The following is a 14,096-nucleotide window of genomic DNA, read 5'->3' on the forward strand; positions in this document are numbered from 1 at the left end:
GATACGAAAAGGGGCATGCGATGTCTAGCGTAACGAGTATGAGCCGCGGCGATGAACTCATCGCCCTGTGGCGCGAACGCCTGGAGTCCGCGCTGCGGGCCGTGGTGGGGCCCGTGGCCGGCTTCGCGCTGTTCGTGCTGGTGTGGCAGGTGGTGGCGATGCGGATACCGGAAATTCCCACGCCGGGCGTCACCTGGCGCGCCGCCGTCGAACTGTTTTCCGATCCGTTCTACGACAACGGTCCCAATGACAAGGGCATAGGCTGGAACCTGCTGGCATCGCTGCAGCGCGTGGCGGTCGGCTTCGGCCTGGCCGCGCTGGTCGGCATACCCGCGGGCTTCGCCATCGGCCGCTATGCGGCGGTGCGCGCGATGTTCTCGCCCATTGTCAGCCTGCTGCGGCCGGTGTCGCCGCTGGCCTGGCTGCCGCTGGGGTTGCTGCTGTTCAAGGCGGCCAATCCGGCCGCCATCTGGGCCATCTTCATCTGTTCTATCTGGCCGATGATCATCAACACCGCCGTCGGCGTGGCGCGCGTGCCACAGGACTACCTGAACGTGGCGCGGGTGCTGAACCTGTCCGAATGGAAGGTGACCACCAAGGTGCTGCTGCCCGCCGTGCTGCCCTACATGCTGACCGGCGTGCGCCTGTCCATCGGCACCGCGTGGCTGGTGATCGTGGCGGCGGAGATGCTGACCGGCGGCACGGGCATCGGCTTCTGGCTCTGGGACGAATGGAACAACCTGAAAGTGGAGCACATCGTCATCGCCATTTTCGTGATCGGCATCGTCGGGCTGCTGCTGGAAACCCTATTGGTTGCCCTGGCCCGCCGCTACACCTACACCGAGGAATAGCGCCATGAAGAAACATGTACGCATCGAACGCGTGGGCCAGACGTTCAACACCCGCAAGGGCGCATTCGTGGCGCTGCGCGACGTCGACCTGACCGTGGCGCAGGGCGAGTTCATCACGCTGATCGGCCATTCCGGCTGCGGCAAATCGACCCTGCTCAATCTCATCGCGGGCCTGACCCGCCCCACCAGCGGGGTGCTGCTGTGCGCCGAGCGCGAGATCACTGGCCCCGGCCCCGACCGCGCGGTGGTGTTCCAGAACCATTCGCTGCTGCCCTGGTTGAGCTGCTTCCAGAACGTGTACCTGGCGGTGGAGCGGGTGTTCGGCGCCGCCGAGAAGCGGCCGCAGCTGGCCGAGCGCACGCGCGCCGCGCTGGACCTGGTGGGACTCTTGCCAGCGCAACACAAGCTGCCGCGCGAGATCTCCGGCGGCATGAAGCAGCGCGTCGGCATTGCGCGGGCGCTGGCGATCGAGCCGGGCGTGCTGCTGATGGACGAGCCCTTCGGCGCGCTCGATGCGCTGACCCGTGCGCACCTGCAGGACGAGCTGCTGAAGATCGTCGCCAAGACGCGCACCACCACCGTCATGGTCACGCACGACGTCGACGAGGCGGTGTTGCTGTCCGACCGCATCGTGATGCTGACCAACGGCCCGGCCGCGACCATAGGCGAGATCCTGGCCGTGCCTCTGCCCCGTCCGCGCGACCGGGTACGCCTGGCCAACGACGCCACCTATCTGGCGTGCCGCGCGGCGGTGGTGGACTTCCTGCATCGCCGCCATGGCAATCCCGAACGCTCGCAAGCGGCAATCCAGGCAAACGCCGCGCTGGATGCGGAGCCGCAGCCGTTGGCCGAGGCCGGCGCATCGCGCGCAGCCGCCTAGAGGCAGCCATGGATGCGAAGCAGAAGCTGGTGGTGGTCGGCAATGGCATGGCGGGCATACGCACGCTGGAAGAACTGCTGAAGCTGGCGCCCGATCTGTACGAGATCACGGTGTTCGGCGCCGAGCCGTACCCCAACTACAACCGCATCCTGCTGTCACCGGTGCTGACGGGCGAGCAGAGCGTGCAGGACATCGTGCTCAATGACGAGGATTGGTACGTCCGCCACGGCATCCGCCTGCTGCTGAACCGCAAGGTCGTGGGCGTGAACCGCGCCCGGCGCACCGTGCTGGCGGACGATGGTTCCGAGACGCCTTATGACCGGCTGCTGCTGGCCACCGGCTCCAATCCGTTCATCCTGCCGGTGCCGGGCCGCGAGCTGGATGGGGTGGTCGCGTTCCGCGATATCGGCGACGTGAACCGCATGATAGAAGCGTCTGCGCGCTACCGGCACGCGGTGGTGATAGGCGGCGGCCTGCTGGGCCTGGAGGCCGCCAACGGCCTGGCCGCGCGCGGCATGGACGTGGCCGTGGTGCATCTGGGGGAAGCGCTGCTGGACCGGCAGCTGGACGGCGGCGCCGCGGCCATGCTGCGCCGCGGCCTGGAGGCGCGCGGCCTGAAGTTCCTGCTGGGGCGCCAGACCCGCGAGATCCTGGGCGGGGCCGACGGGCGGGTGCGCGCGCTGCGCTTCGCGGACGGGGAAGAGATTGCGGCGGACCTGGTGGTGATGGCGGTGGGCGTCAGGCCCAACACCGAACTGGCCGAACGCTGCGGCCTGCATGTGAACCGTGGCGTGGTGGTCAGCGACACCTTGCAGACCTATGACCCGCGCATCTACGCGGTGGGCGAATGCGTCAGCCATCGCGGCACCGCCTATGGGCTGGTCGCGCCCTTGTACGAACAGGCCAAGGTGGCGGCCAACCACCTGGCGCTGCATGGCATCGGCCGCTACGAAGGCAGCGTGACCTCGACCCGTCTCAAGGTCACCGGCATCGACCTGTTTTCCGCCGGCGATTTCGCCGGAGGCCTGCAGACCGAGTCGATCACCCTGGCCGACATGCCGGGCGGCGTCTACAAGAAGCTGGTGATCCGCGACGACAAGCTGGTGGGCGCGTGCCTGTATGGCGACACGGCGGACAGCGCCTGGTATGTGCGGCTGATCCGCGAAGGCCGGCGCATCGGCGCTTTGCGCGAGCGGCTCATGCACGGCGAAGCGGCCGGGGGAGATTAAGGAATGAACGCGCCCCGGGCTAGGCGGATCGATATCGCGGATGCGGCGCCGCAAGGCGTGCGCGAAGTGGCCTCGGTGTGCTGCTATTGCGGCACCGGCTGCGGCGTGCGGGTGGCAACGCGCGATGGCGCCGTGCTGCGCGTGCGCGGCGACGAGCAGCATCCGGCCAACCATGGCAGGCTCTGCAGCAAGGGCCTGGCGCTGGCGGACACGGTGCGGCGCGACGGCGCGCGGGTCCTGTCGGCACAATGGCGCGAGACGCGCGGCCAGCCCTTGCGCGCCATCGCGCTGGACCAGGCGCTGGACATCGCGGCGGCCAGGCTGGCCGACACCATTGCGCGGCATGGCCCGGACGCCGTGGGCTTCTACCTGTCGGGACAGTTGCTGACCGAGGACTACGCGGTCTTCAACAAGCTGGCCCGCGCGCTGGCCGGCACCAACAACATCGACACCAATTCGCGCCTGTGCATGTCCAGCGCGGTCTCGGGCTACAAGCGCACGCTGGGCGCGGATGCGCCGCCGGCCTGCTACGAGGACCTGGACCTGGCCGACACGGTGCTGATCGCCGGCTCCAACATGGCCTATGCGCATCCCGTGCTGTTCCGGCGGCTGGAGGCCGCGCGGGCGCGGCGTCCGGGCATGAAGGTGATCGTCGCGGATCCGCGGCGCACCGACACCGCGGCGTTCGCCGATCTGCACCTGCCACTGGCGCCGGGCACGGATGTGGCCCTGTTCCACGCCATGCTCCATGTCATGGAGCAGGAGGGGCTGCTGGACCACGGCTACATCCAGCGGCATACGGAAGGCTTCGAACCCCTGATGGCGCGCGCGCGGCAGTACACGCCGCAAGCGGCGCAGGAGATCTGCGGCGTGCCGGCGCAGGACATCGTCCAGGCGGCGCGCTGGTTCGGCGCGGCGGGCGCGGCGCTGTCGCTTTACACCATGGGCTTGAACCAGTCGGCCAGCGGCACCGACAAGAACGCCGCGCTGATACACCTGCATCTGGCGACCGGACAGATCGGCAAGCCGGGCGCCGGGCCGTTCTCCCTGACGGGCCAGCCCAATGCCATGGGCGGACGGGAGGCGGGCGGCATGGCCACGCTGCTGCCGGGCCACCGTGATCCCGCGTCGGCCGCCGACCGCGAGGCGACCGCCGCACTGTGGGGCGTGGATGCCTTGCCGCAGGCGCCCGGCGTCACCGCGCTGGAGATGTTCGACGCGGCGCGCGAAGGCCGCATCAAGGTGCTGTGGATCGCGGCCACCAACCCGGCGCAGTCCCTGCCGGACCAGGCCCGCGTGCGCGCGGCGCTGGAACGCGCCGAGTTCGTCATCGTGCAGGAGGCTTACGCGGGCACCGAGACCCTGGCCTACGCCGACCTGGTGCTGCCGGCCGCGACCTGGCCCGAGAAATCCGGCACCGTGACCAATTCGGAAAGGCGCATCAGCCGGGTGCGCGCGGCGGTCGAACCGCCCGGCGACGCGCAGCCGGACTGGCGTCTGGCGCAGGCGGTCGCGTTGCGCCTGGCCGCCCGCGTGGCGCCGGAGAAGGCGGCGCTGTTCGCCTATCGGGATGAAAGCGAGGTCTTTGCCGAGCATGCCCGCACGACGGCGGGCCGGGACCTGGACTACAGCGGCCTGGATTACGCGACGCTGCACATGCGCGGACCGCAGCAATGGCCGTACCGGCAAGGGCAGGGCACGGCGCGCCTGTATGCCGATGGCGTGTTTCCCACTGCCAGCGGACGCGCCCGCTTCTGCGACGTGGACTACCGTCCGGTCGCGGAGGCCGTCACGCCGGAGTACCCGCTGCGGCTCACCACCGGCCGCCTGCGCGACCATTGGCACACCATGGCGCGCACTTCGCTGGCACGCGTCCTGACGCAGCATGTCGAGGAACCCTGGGTATCCATGCATCCCGAGGACATGCGCCGGCTGAAGCTGGAATCCGGCGCGCTGGCGAGGCTGGCATCGCGCCGGGGTAGTGTGGTGCTACCCGTGCAGGCGGACGATTCGCTGGCAGAGGGGCAGGCGTTCCTGCCCATGCACTGGGGCAGTGCCTACATGGCGGGGCTGGGGGTGAATGCGCTGACCAATCCGGCCGTCGATCCCATTTCGCGCCAGCCGGAACTCAAGCACAGCGCCGTGTCCGCAGAACCGGCCGGCCTGCCATGGCAGGCCGCGGGCTGGCTGCAGGGCGACGGCGCCGCGCTGCGCGCGCGCCTGGCGCCGTGGTTGCGGCGTTTCGACTACGCGGTGGTCCTGCCGGTGGGCGCGGGCGGGGTGCGGATGCGTCTGGCGGCTCCCGCCGCGCCGCCGGTGGAGATGCTGGAAGCGATGGCGGATGCGCTGGGCCTGCTCGGGCCCGACGTGGCTTTCGACGACCCCGCGCGCGGCCAGATGCGCAGGGTGCGGCTGGAGCAGGGCGTGTTGCGCGGCTTCCTGCTGGCGGGCGATCTGCGGGCGCAGGATGCGCTGTTGTCCTGGGCCGGCGGCGGCGAGGCGCCGGCCAGCGTGGCGGCGCTGCTGACGGGGCGGATCGCGGGCGCGGTCCGCTCACGCGCCGTCTGTGTTTGCAATGGCGTGAGCGAAGCCGCGATCCTGGCGGGCATCGCCCGGGGTTGCGACCTGGCGGCCTTGAAATCGACGCTGGGCTGCGGCACGGGTTGCGGTTCCTGCGTGCCGGAGATCCAGGCCCTGATCGGCCGGGTCGCGCGCGCCGCCGTTCCCGCGTAGCCGCTGCAGGCGCGGCTGCAGCCGACACGTTCCGACACGCGCCGGGCCTCGCAACCGGTGTAGTATCAAGCCAGCCTTGCGCCAGGCGCGGGCGGTTTCTATCCGGATTCATGGAGTGGCTTGTGACGATGCGAAAAATGGCATCCCTGATTTTTACGGCGGGCGCGCTGGGCGCGGCCGCTGCGGCGCAGGCCGGCGTGTGCGATGCGCAATTCATGCATGATGGCGGCGCGGTACAACTGACCGGTACCGGCAATCTGGCGCTGGGCGCCGACCTGACTTTCGCCGAAGTTACAAAAAGCAATGGCGACAACTGCCGCGCGCGCGTGCAGGGCGTGGCCACGTTCAGCTACGCGGGCCTGCCTCCGGGCAAGTCCAAGCTTGACTACCTGATGACGGTCAAGGGCGGCCAGGCCACCTTCCTGCGCTATGCCAGCGCGGGCGAAGCGCCCAAGCCTTCCGAAGGCCAGTTCGACCTGCGTATGCTGGGCCTGTTCGCGTATGACGGCAAACTCAGCGCCGGCCAGAAGTTGCCCGGCTCGTCGTTCCGCCTGAAGATCGGCAAGGAGGCACCCGTCGGCGGCCAACCCAGCACCACGGTGCGCATCGGCGAGAAAACCGTGGGGCAGAAGACCTCGGTGACCACCGCACTGGGGGCGCAGTCCTGCCATCCGATCACGTACACCCGCAATTCCGATCCCACCATGGCCACATTCCAGGGCCTGACCATTCCCATCCCCGGCATGAACACCACGGTGACGGACTGGTACTGTCCGGCGATCAATCTGGTGATGAAGCAGGACATCGATCAGGGCGGCGTCAAATCCGCCGTTGAGATTACGCAAATCAAGTAGCACCCCGTAGCAAGCGCGCCGTGTGTCCCGCATGGCGGCTGGTATGATGGTTCCGTCATTGACACACAACAGGAGCTCAAATAATGGCCACGAGAAAATCCGAAGAAGTCGCAAAAGAAAAACTCATCGACAGTGTCAAGTCCAGCCTGAATGACGCCGAAAGCTTGCTGCGCGAAGCCGCCAGCAGCACGGGCGACAAGGCCAACGAATTGCGCGACCGCGCGCTGACGTCCCTGAAGCGCACGCGCGAAGCGCTGTACGAAGCGCAGGACGCCGTGCTGGAACGCGGCCGCAAGGCAGCCCGCGCGACCGACGACTACGTGCACGACAATCCCTGGCAAGCCATCGGCATCGCAGGCGTGACCGGCCTGCTGCTCGGCTTGCTGATCAGCCGCCGCTGATAGGGCAGGACCTCCGGGCGGGCGGCGCGGGCGCAAGGCCGTGCTTCCCGCCCGGCGTCCTTTTCAGCCATGGGTCTACGAAAATCTGTTTTCGGCGTCGCCTCCAGCGTGGTCGGGCTGTTGCGCACGCGCCTGGAACTGCTGGCGCTGGAAGCGGCGGACGAAAAAGCGCGCCTGCTCAAGCTCTTGGGCATGGCGTTTGCTGCGTTGCTGTTCCTGACGTTGGCGGTGCTGGTCTTCACCGTCACGGTCGCGGTGGCGTTCTGGCCTACTGAAGACCGCTATCTGGCCCTGGGCCTTTTGGCGGGCTTCTATGGATTGGTCGGCGTGGTCTTGCTGGTGGCGGTGCGCCACGGGCTGGTCTACGGCGCGCCGCCGTTCGCGGCCACGCTCGAGGAACTCGGGCGCGACGCCGAACTGCTGGAGCGGGTGCGCGACGCGCAGGACGACGACGAGGCGCAGGCGCGCCGGCGCGAGGAGGGCTGAAGCATGACAAAAAGGTCTCCCACCGTCGACCGCGCCGTGCGCATCGAACTGCTGCGCGCCCGCGCCGCCATCGAACGCGAATCGTTGGCGCAGAGCATCGCCTCCACCGGACGCAAGCTGGAACCGGCCGCGCTGTTCAAGAGCTTGCTGCCCGGCCTCGCGTCGGGCGGCGCATCGCGCTGGGCCTTGCAGGCGATCAGCCTTGCGAAGCGCTATCCCATTGTCAGCTCGTCGCTGTCCGCCATGATCATGCGCGGCGGCAAACGCTCGAAGCTTTTGAAGATCGCCGGCGTCGGACTGATCGGATGGCAGCTGTTCAAGGCGTGGCAGGGTTCACGCCATGACGGCGATGCGGAAGCCGGCCGGCGTTGACGCTTCGGTCCGCCCTATAAGAAACCCGCCAGCAGCATGGCGGGTTTTTTTATGCGTAGCTGTTTCCGGTCCTGGCCCAAGCCAGGGCGTCTTGCGCGATTTGGAAACGGGGGAGGCTGGCCCTGGGCGTGAAATTTGCCAGTCCAGAAAACAAAAAGCCCCGGCTCCAGGCCGGGGTGGGTATCAGGTCTTACATGATGGGTCGTAGGCTTGCGCCCATTGGAAGCCATCACCAACCTTACGAAGATTGTATGTATTTCCATCGGCTATCGTCAACGGCGACGGCCTGACTCTTCTTCCAGGTTCGGCGATATGCCCCATACATTGCAGTACCGCCCGCTGCTGATCGATACATTCATCACCAATGAACGCATCAGCAGCTATCAGACCGTATTCCAGCCCGCGAATGACGTGGAACTGATGGGGGCGTATCTATGGAATGCGCATGTTTGCGGTGCCCTGTACCCGTTGATGGGCGCGGTGGAAGTCACCTTGCGCAACGCCATCGATCAGGCGCTTGTCGCCGACCTGGGACGATTCTGGTGGGCGGGCGGCAAACTGCGCTATCGCTCCTACGCAGCGGGCGCGGATGCGCCGCATGCGGTGCAGGCCGTGCGCGAGAACTTCGCCAAGGCGACCCGCAACCATGTTGCCGAGCAGCGCCGTCGCCACGCCGCGCGCGGCAACGTCACGCCGCAGCATCATGGCGTCATCGCGAAGACGGAATTCTCGACCTGGGAGTTTCTGCTGGATGCGGAGTTCATGGGGCGGGGGCTGATCTGGCCCAAGCACTTGTCTGTCGTGTTTCGCGGAAAGTGGCCGCTGCGCCAGGCTGGCGCGATGCTTGCCCATGTGCACGATCTGGTCGCCACGCTGCGCGACTTCCGCAATCGCCTGTTTCACCATGAACCGGCCTGGAAGCGCTACGGCGTGCTGACCGAGACCGATGCCTTGCAGCACTTGGAGGAAAAGGCGGCAAAGGCGGAAAGCCTGCTGGAACTGATCCACCCGGAAAACCTGCGGCTATTGCAGGCCAATGGCCTGTTGCGGAACGCGCGACGGGCTTGCTCGGTGGCTGAAATCAGACGATTTCAGCATCTGGCGCAGACGCATCGGATCAATTCGTTGGCCGTGCTGACGGGCTTGGTTGCGCGCAGTGCGCAGGAGAATAGCGCCGTGGTCGCCCGGCTGGATCCAGGGCAGGATCACCGCTTTCTGATCCTGCCCCGCTGAATTCCAGGCCGGAGGGGCGCTGCGCCCGCCCGCGGTTTACAGCCCCAACTGCCCCCACATCTCATCCACCCGCTTCTTGACCTCGGCGTCCATGGTGATGGGCGTGCCCCATTCGCGGTTGGTTTCGCCGGGCCACTTGTTGGTGGCATCCATGCCCATCTTGCCGCCCAGGCCGGATACCGGCGAGGCGAAGTCCAGGTAGTCGATGGGCGTGTTTTCGACCAGCAGGGTGTCGCGCACCGGGTCCATGCGGGTGGTCATCGCCCACACCACTTCCTTCCAGTCGCGCGGGTTGATGTCCTCGTCCACCACCACGATGAACTTGGTGTACATGAATTGGCGCAGGATGCTCCACAGGCCGAACATGACGCGCTTGGCGTGTCCGGCGTACTGCTTGCGGATCGACACCACCGCCAGGCGGTAGCTGCAGCCTTCCGGCGGCAGGTAGAAGTCCACGATCTCGGGCAACTGGCGGCGCAACAGCGGCACGAAGACCTCGTTGAGCGCCACGCCCAGCACGGCGGGCTCGTCGGGCGGTTTGCCGGTATAGGTGGAGTGGTAGATGGGATTGCGCCGCATCGTGATCCGCTCCACCGTGAAGACGGGGAACCAGTCCTGCTCGTTGTAGTAGCCGGTGTGGTCGCCGTAGGGGCCTTCCAGCGCCATCTCGTAATCGGTGTTCGGCGGCGGATTGACGCCCTCGGGCACGACGGGCGCGATGGCGCGCGGGTCGGAGGACGGCAGCAGATGGCCTTCCAGCACGATCTCGGCCCAGGCCGGCACGGACAGGTCGCTGCCCAGCGCTTTCGCGACCTCGGTGCGGGAACCGCGCAAGAGGCCGGCGAACTGGTATTCGGACAGGCTGTCGGGCACCGGCGTGACCGCGCCCAGCGTGGTGGCCGGGTCGGCGCCCAGGGCGACGGCGATGGGGAAGGGGGTGCCGGGGTGCGCCAGGGCGTGGTCGCGGAAATCCAGCGCGCCGCCGCGATGCGACAGCCAGCGCATGATCAGCTTGTTGGGGCCCAGCAGCTGTTGGCGGTAGATGCCCAGGTTCTGGCGGCGGGCATTGGGGCCGCGCGTGATCACCAGGCCCCAGGTCAGGAGCGGCGCCACGTCGCCGGGCCAGCAGGTCTGGATCGGCAGGCGGCTCAGGTCCACGTCCTTGCCTTCCCAGACGATCTCCTGGCAGGCGGGACTCTTGACGTTCTTGGGGCTCATGTCCCACAACGCGGACTTCAGCATCGAGACCTTGGCCAGCGCGTCGCGCAGGCCCTTGGGCGCTTCGGGTTCGCGCAGCGAGGCGAGCAGCTCGCCGATGTCGCGCAGCGCGCTGACGTCGTCGGCGCCCATGCCGCGGGCCACGCGGGCCGGAGTGCCGAACAGGTTGGCCAGCACCGGCATCTGCGCCGGCTGACCATTGTGCCGCGCGTTTTCGAACAGCAGGGCGGGGCCTTCCGCGCGCAGGACACGGTCGGATATTTCAGTCATTTCCAGCCGGGTGGACACCGGCGCAGCGATGCGTCTGAGGTCGCCCATGCGTTCAAGTTGGGCGATGAAGTCTCTAAGGTCGCGGTATTTCACTACAGATCCCAGCTATTTGGTTACATATTGGGTAGACAGAGAGGTTAACATTGACTCCCTCTTTTTTAACGCAGGAGGTTTTATGCCCGATGCGTCAGTGGCCAGCCTGTTCAGGAGCCTGGCCCAAGGAGTGCACCAATATCTTGCCGAGTCCCTGCGCATCTGCTCCGTTTATCTGGGCATTGCGGTCATTGTGACGGTAAGCATGGGATTCGCCCTGCCTGGTTTGCGCGACCAGGCATTGCAAGTGCACAAAGCCTTGTTGACCGCCCTAGCGCCTACATCCATGCAAGCCGGCACCGAATTCGACGCCGGCTCCGAACTGGGTTCCGACAGTGCGTCGGCAATTGCCATGGCCGTTCCCTCTGCTCCCGCCAGCAATGCCACAGGCATGCTGGGGCCCGCCCGTGTCGCCCCCCCGGCGCCCAAGCCTGTCGCGATGAGCGCCACCGGCCCGCAGGCGGAAGCCTTGCGCAACTATATTTCGCGCAAGTACAAGGTCGCCTATGACGCCACCGGCCCGCTGTTGAACGTCGTGTACAAGGTCAGCCGCGAAAAGAAGCTGGATCCGCTGCTCGTGCTGGCCGTGATCGCGATCGAGTCCCGCTACAACCCCTTGGCCGAAAGCCATGTGGGCGCCCAGGGGCTGATGCAGGTGATGACCAGCGTGCACCAGGACAAATTCGACGCGGTCGGCAAGACCGCGCTGGACCCGGCTGCAAATATCGGGGTCGGAGCCACGATTCTGCGCGATTGCATCAACCGCCGCGGTTCGGTCGATGGCGGCCTGGCATGCTACGTCGGCGCCACGGGACCGGACGACAACGGCTATGGCGCCAAGGTGCAGGCGGAACGCCGCCGCCTGGCGCTGGCTTCCGGGATCGCGCTGGCGCGCGACTGATCGCCGTACCGGCCTGAATGCAAAGCGCGTCCCTTGGGACGCGCTTTGTTTTTGGGTTTGGTTTTTTGGGATCAGCCCAGCAGCAGCCGGCCGATCCGGGCGACGGCCTCTTCCAGGCGGTCCAGGCCGGTGGCGTAGGAAAAGCGCATGGTGTGGCTGCCATGGGCCGGCCCGAAGTCCAGGCCAGGCACGGCGGCCACGCCGGCTTCCAGCAGCAGGCGCTGCGAGAACGCGGCGCTGTCCATGCCCAGGTTGGCGATGTCGGCATAGATATAGAAGGCGCCGTCCGGCTTGACCGGCACCTGGATGCCCATGCGCTCGAATTCCGGCAGCAGGTAGTCGCGGCGCTGTTTAAAGGCCTCGCGGCGGTGCTCGAAGGTCTTCATCGCGCCCGGCTCGAAGCAGGCCAGCGCGGCGTGCTGCGCCAGGGTGGGCGCGCAGATCGCCAGGCTGGCGGCGATTTTCTCCACCGGGGCCACCATGTCCTCGGGCACGATCATCCAGCCCAGGCGCCAGCCGGTCATGTGGAAGTACTTCGAGAAGCTGTTGATGACAATGACGTCGTCGTTCAGCGTCAGGGCCGAGCGCGGCTGGCCTTCATAGGACAGGCCCAGGTAGATTTCATCGACGATGGCGAAGCCGTCGCGGGCGCGGACCTGCGCCAGCAGCTCGGCCAGTTCGCCGTGGTCGATGGAGGTGCCGGTGGGGTTGCTGGGCGAGGCGACCAGCACGCCCTGGGTGGCGGGCGTCCAGTGGCTGGCCACGTCCTGCGCCGACAGCTGGAAGCGCTTGGCCGCCGTGCTCGGGATCAGGCGCGGCACGCCTCCCGCCGCCAGCACGAAATTGCTGTTGGCGGGGTAGGACGGATCTGGCATCAGCACTTCGCCGCCCTGGTTGACCAGCGCCGCGCAGGCCAGCGTCAGGGCGCCGGACGCGCCCGCGGTGACGATGACGCGGGACGGATTGATCCGGGCGCCGAACTGCTCGTGGTAGAACTGGGCGATGGCCTCGCGCAGCGGCGTCAGGCCGGCCGAGGGGCTGTAGCCGCTGAGGCCGGCGCGCGCCGCGCGTTCCAGCGCTTCCACGACCTGGGGGGGCGCGGTAAAGTCCGGTTCGCCGATGCCCAGGCTGATAATGTCCTTGCCAGCCGCCTGCAGCGCTTGCGCCTGCTTGAATAGTTCCATTACCTGGAAGGTCAGGAAGTCATTGGTGCGATGGGCAAGGCGGGGCATCGGATTCTCGAAGGCGTTTTGTAGCGAAAAAGGAATTGTAGTCATGCAGCCATCCCGGCGCGCTTTCCTCATGGGCCGTCGTCCGGTCCGCAGCCCGTGGTCGGCCTTCATCGAGCGGCTGAGCCTGCTCTGCCAGGGATCGGTCCGAGATCTGGGCGAGACAGGAGAGGGCGGTCCCAGGGGCCTGCTGGCGCCTGTACGCGACGCGGACGTGGCGCACGCGCGCACGCTGTGCGCCGAATATCGCGTGACGCTGGCGCTGGAGGGGGCGGAAGGGCCTTTCGAGACGGCTCATGGACCGCTCCTCAGGGTGGATCCGTCCGCCCTGACCGGCTTGGTGCGCCTGTCCGGCGATACCGGGCGCTGGCGCGCGCAGCCGGGCACGCCGGCGGCGGCGCTGGCCCAGGCCGGGCTGCGGCAGTTTGCCGGCCTGCCCGCGGACTTGACGCTGGCCGCTTGGCTGGCGGCCAAGGCCAACTGGCCCGCCGGGCGCTGCGCCGAATCCGGGGTGCTGGCGCTGGACGTGATGCTGGCGGACGGCATAGAGGAAACGCTGGGGCCGTTCGGCGAATCGGATGTGCAGCCCCTGCGTTCGGCCACCGTGCAGCGTCTGGTTCCGGCGTTGTTCCAGCTGGCTTCGGGCGGCGATGCCTTCGCCACCCGGGATGGGGAGCGCTGGCTGGGCCGCTACCGGCTGGACGCGCTCAAGCCCGACGCGCCCGCCACCGTCAATCTGGCGCATCTGCTGCTGGGGCATGGCGGCACGCTGGCCTGGGTGCAATCGGTGACGCTGGCCGACGCCGCGCCCGCGCCACCGCCTGCCGCAAGCCAGGGCGAGCCGCCGGGACTCGCCACCACCCGCCTGGATTCCAGGGTGAAGGCGCTGTTCGATCCCGACGGACGCTTTCCCTTATTCCACATTGCGGAATAGCGACAATTTGTAAGCCGACGCTAACATGGGATGCGCATGCCTATCCAAGGGGCAGGCGGGCATTGCCGAGGTATCGCGGCGCCTGTCATCGGAATAGAATTCCCCCCTTTCGTGTCACACACTCTAGCCAGTAGCCGCCCCTATGGATGCCAATCTCCGCAAAGCCGCCCTCGAATACCATGAGCTTGGACGCCCCGGCAAAATCTCGGTCACGCCGACCAAGCAGCTCACCAACCAGCGCGACCTGGCCCTGGCGTACTCGCCCGGCGTGGCGGCGGCCTGTGAAGAGATCGTGGCTGATCCGGCCAATGTGTACCGCTACACGGCGCGCGGCAATCTGGTGGGCGTGATCACCAACGGCACCGCGGTGCTGGGCCTGGGCAACATCGGCGCGCTGGCCTCCAAGCCGGTG

General features: G+C 67.6%; 12 protein-coding genes and 2 pseudogenes. 12 read left to right on the forward strand and 2 right to left on the reverse strand.

What is annotated here, in order from left to right; genetic code table 11:
* Positions 1 to 20 precede the first annotated feature (20 nt).
* From ntrB to BRO63_RS24480, 9 genes and pseudogenes are all read left to right on the forward strand, one after another.
* Positions 21 to 851 carry a nitrate ABC transporter permease gene (gene ntrB / locus BRO63_RS24440; protein WP_088142281.1) on the forward strand — a complete coding sequence of 277 codons (831 nt, stop codon included), beginning with the start codon at positions 21 to 23 and terminating at the stop codon, positions 849 to 851.
* 4 nt (positions 852 to 855) lie between these two features.
* Entirely contained in the window at positions 856 to 1,731 is an 876-nt protein-coding gene (locus tag BRO63_RS24445) for an ABC transporter ATP-binding protein (RefSeq protein WP_088142282.1), read from the forward strand.
* 8 nt (positions 1,732 to 1,739) lie between these two features.
* A pseudogene (locus tag BRO63_RS24450) lies at positions 1,740 to 2,957 on the forward strand (NAD(P)/FAD-dependent oxidoreductase); the annotation flags it as partial.
* A gap of 6 nt (positions 2,958 to 2,963) precedes the next feature.
* Positions 2,964 to 5,693 (forward strand): nitrate reductase, encoded by a 2,730-nt coding sequence (locus tag BRO63_RS24455; protein WP_179215204.1) that lies wholly within the window; start codon positions 2,964 to 2,966, stop codon positions 5,691 to 5,693.
* Positions 5,694 to 5,821: 128 nt separating this feature from the next.
* Positions 5,822 to 6,547 carry a hypothetical protein gene (locus BRO63_RS24460; RefSeq protein ID WP_373557794.1) on the forward strand — a complete coding sequence of 242 codons (726 nt, stop codon included), beginning with the start codon at positions 5,822 to 5,824 and terminating at the stop codon, positions 6,545 to 6,547.
* Positions 6,548 to 6,630: 83 nt separating this feature from the next.
* Positions 6,631 to 6,948: a DUF883 family protein gene (locus BRO63_RS24465; RefSeq protein ID WP_013395739.1), complete on the forward strand. Its 318-nt coding sequence runs from the start codon at positions 6,631 to 6,633 to the stop codon at positions 6,946 to 6,948.
* A gap of 69 nt (positions 6,949 to 7,017) precedes the next feature.
* Entirely contained in the window at positions 7,018 to 7,434 is a 417-nt protein-coding gene (locus BRO63_RS24470; RefSeq protein ID WP_088142285.1) for a phage holin family protein, read from the forward strand.
* Positions 7,435 to 7,437: 3 nt separating this feature from the next.
* Positions 7,438 to 7,806 carry a hypothetical protein gene (locus BRO63_RS24475; RefSeq protein ID WP_088142286.1) on the forward strand — a complete coding sequence of 123 codons (369 nt, stop codon included), beginning with the start codon at positions 7,438 to 7,440 and terminating at the stop codon, positions 7,804 to 7,806.
* A gap of 219 nt (positions 7,807 to 8,025) precedes the next feature.
* Positions 8,026 to 9,039, forward strand: a complete 1,014-nt coding sequence (locus BRO63_RS24480) for a CAAX protease (RefSeq protein WP_256943400.1) — start codon at positions 8,026 to 8,028, stop codon at positions 9,037 to 9,039.
* A gap of 36 nt (positions 9,040 to 9,075) precedes the next feature.
* Here the strand turns inward: BRO63_RS24480 and ubiD are convergent, their stop codons facing one another.
* Entirely contained in the window at positions 9,076 to 10,620 is a 1,545-nt protein-coding gene (gene ubiD / locus BRO63_RS24485) for a 4-hydroxy-3-polyprenylbenzoate decarboxylase (RefSeq protein WP_088142288.1), read from the reverse strand.
* Between the two features lie 82 nt (positions 10,621 to 10,702).
* On the opposite strand from ubiD, the gene BRO63_RS24490 reads away from it, so the two are divergent.
* Complete coding sequence (locus BRO63_RS24490) at positions 10,703 to 11,521, forward strand: lytic transglycosylase domain-containing protein (protein WP_088142289.1); 819 nt, start codon at positions 10,703 to 10,705, stop codon at positions 11,519 to 11,521.
* A 71-nt stretch (positions 11,522 to 11,592) separates the two neighbouring features.
* Here BRO63_RS24490 and BRO63_RS24495 read toward each other — a convergent pair whose 3' ends face one another.
* A complete protein-coding gene (locus BRO63_RS24495; RefSeq protein WP_088142292.1) occupies positions 11,593 to 12,753 on the reverse strand; it encodes a pyridoxal phosphate-dependent aminotransferase in 1,161 nt (386 codons plus the stop codon).
* A 43-nt stretch (positions 12,754 to 12,796) separates the two neighbouring features.
* On the opposite strand from BRO63_RS24495, the gene BRO63_RS24500 reads away from it, so the two are divergent.
* A complete protein-coding gene (locus tag BRO63_RS24500; RefSeq protein WP_088142290.1) occupies positions 12,797 to 13,684 on the forward strand; it encodes an FAD-binding protein in 888 nt (295 codons plus the stop codon).
* Between the two features lie 142 nt (positions 13,685 to 13,826).
* A pseudogene (locus BRO63_RS24505) lies at positions 13,827 to 14,096 on the forward strand (NADP-dependent malic enzyme); the annotation flags it as partial.

The sequence above is a fragment of the Achromobacter xylosoxidans genome, from assembly GCF_002192695.1.
GTDB lineage: Bacteria > Pseudomonadota > Gammaproteobacteria > Burkholderiales > Burkholderiaceae_B > Achromobacter > Achromobacter xylosoxidans_C.

Bases quoted from the DNA above. Each gene is read 5' to 3' on its own strand.
- ntrB (WP_088142281.1), top strand. From the start codon at position 21: ATGTCTAGCGTAACGAGTATGAGCCGCGGCGATGAACTCATCGCCCTG.
- BRO63_RS24445 (WP_088142282.1), top strand. From the start codon at position 856: ATGAAGAAACATGTACGCATCGAACGCGTGGGCCAGACGTTCAACACC.
- BRO63_RS24455 (WP_179215204.1), top strand. From the start codon at position 2,964: ATGAACGCGCCCCGGGCTAGGCGGATCGATATCGCGGATGCGGCGCCG.
- BRO63_RS24460 (WP_373557794.1), top strand. From the start codon at position 5,822: ATGCGAAAAATGGCATCCCTGATTTTTACGGCGGGCGCGCTGGGCGCG.
- BRO63_RS24465 (WP_013395739.1), top strand. From the start codon at position 6,631: ATGGCCACGAGAAAATCCGAAGAAGTCGCAAAAGAAAAACTCATCGAC.
- BRO63_RS24470 (WP_088142285.1), top strand. From the start codon at position 7,018: ATGGGTCTACGAAAATCTGTTTTCGGCGTCGCCTCCAGCGTGGTCGGG.
- BRO63_RS24475 (WP_088142286.1), top strand. From the start codon at position 7,438: ATGACAAAAAGGTCTCCCACCGTCGACCGCGCCGTGCGCATCGAACTG.
- BRO63_RS24490 (WP_088142289.1), top strand. From the start codon at position 10,703: ATGCCCGATGCGTCAGTGGCCAGCCTGTTCAGGAGCCTGGCCCAAGGA.
- BRO63_RS24495 (WP_088142292.1), bottom strand. From the start codon at position 12,753: ATGCCCCGCCTTGCCCATCGCACCAATGACTTCCTGACCTTCCAGGTA.
- BRO63_RS24500 (WP_088142290.1), top strand. From the start codon at position 12,797: ATGCAGCCATCCCGGCGCGCTTTCCTCATGGGCCGTCGTCCGGTCCGC.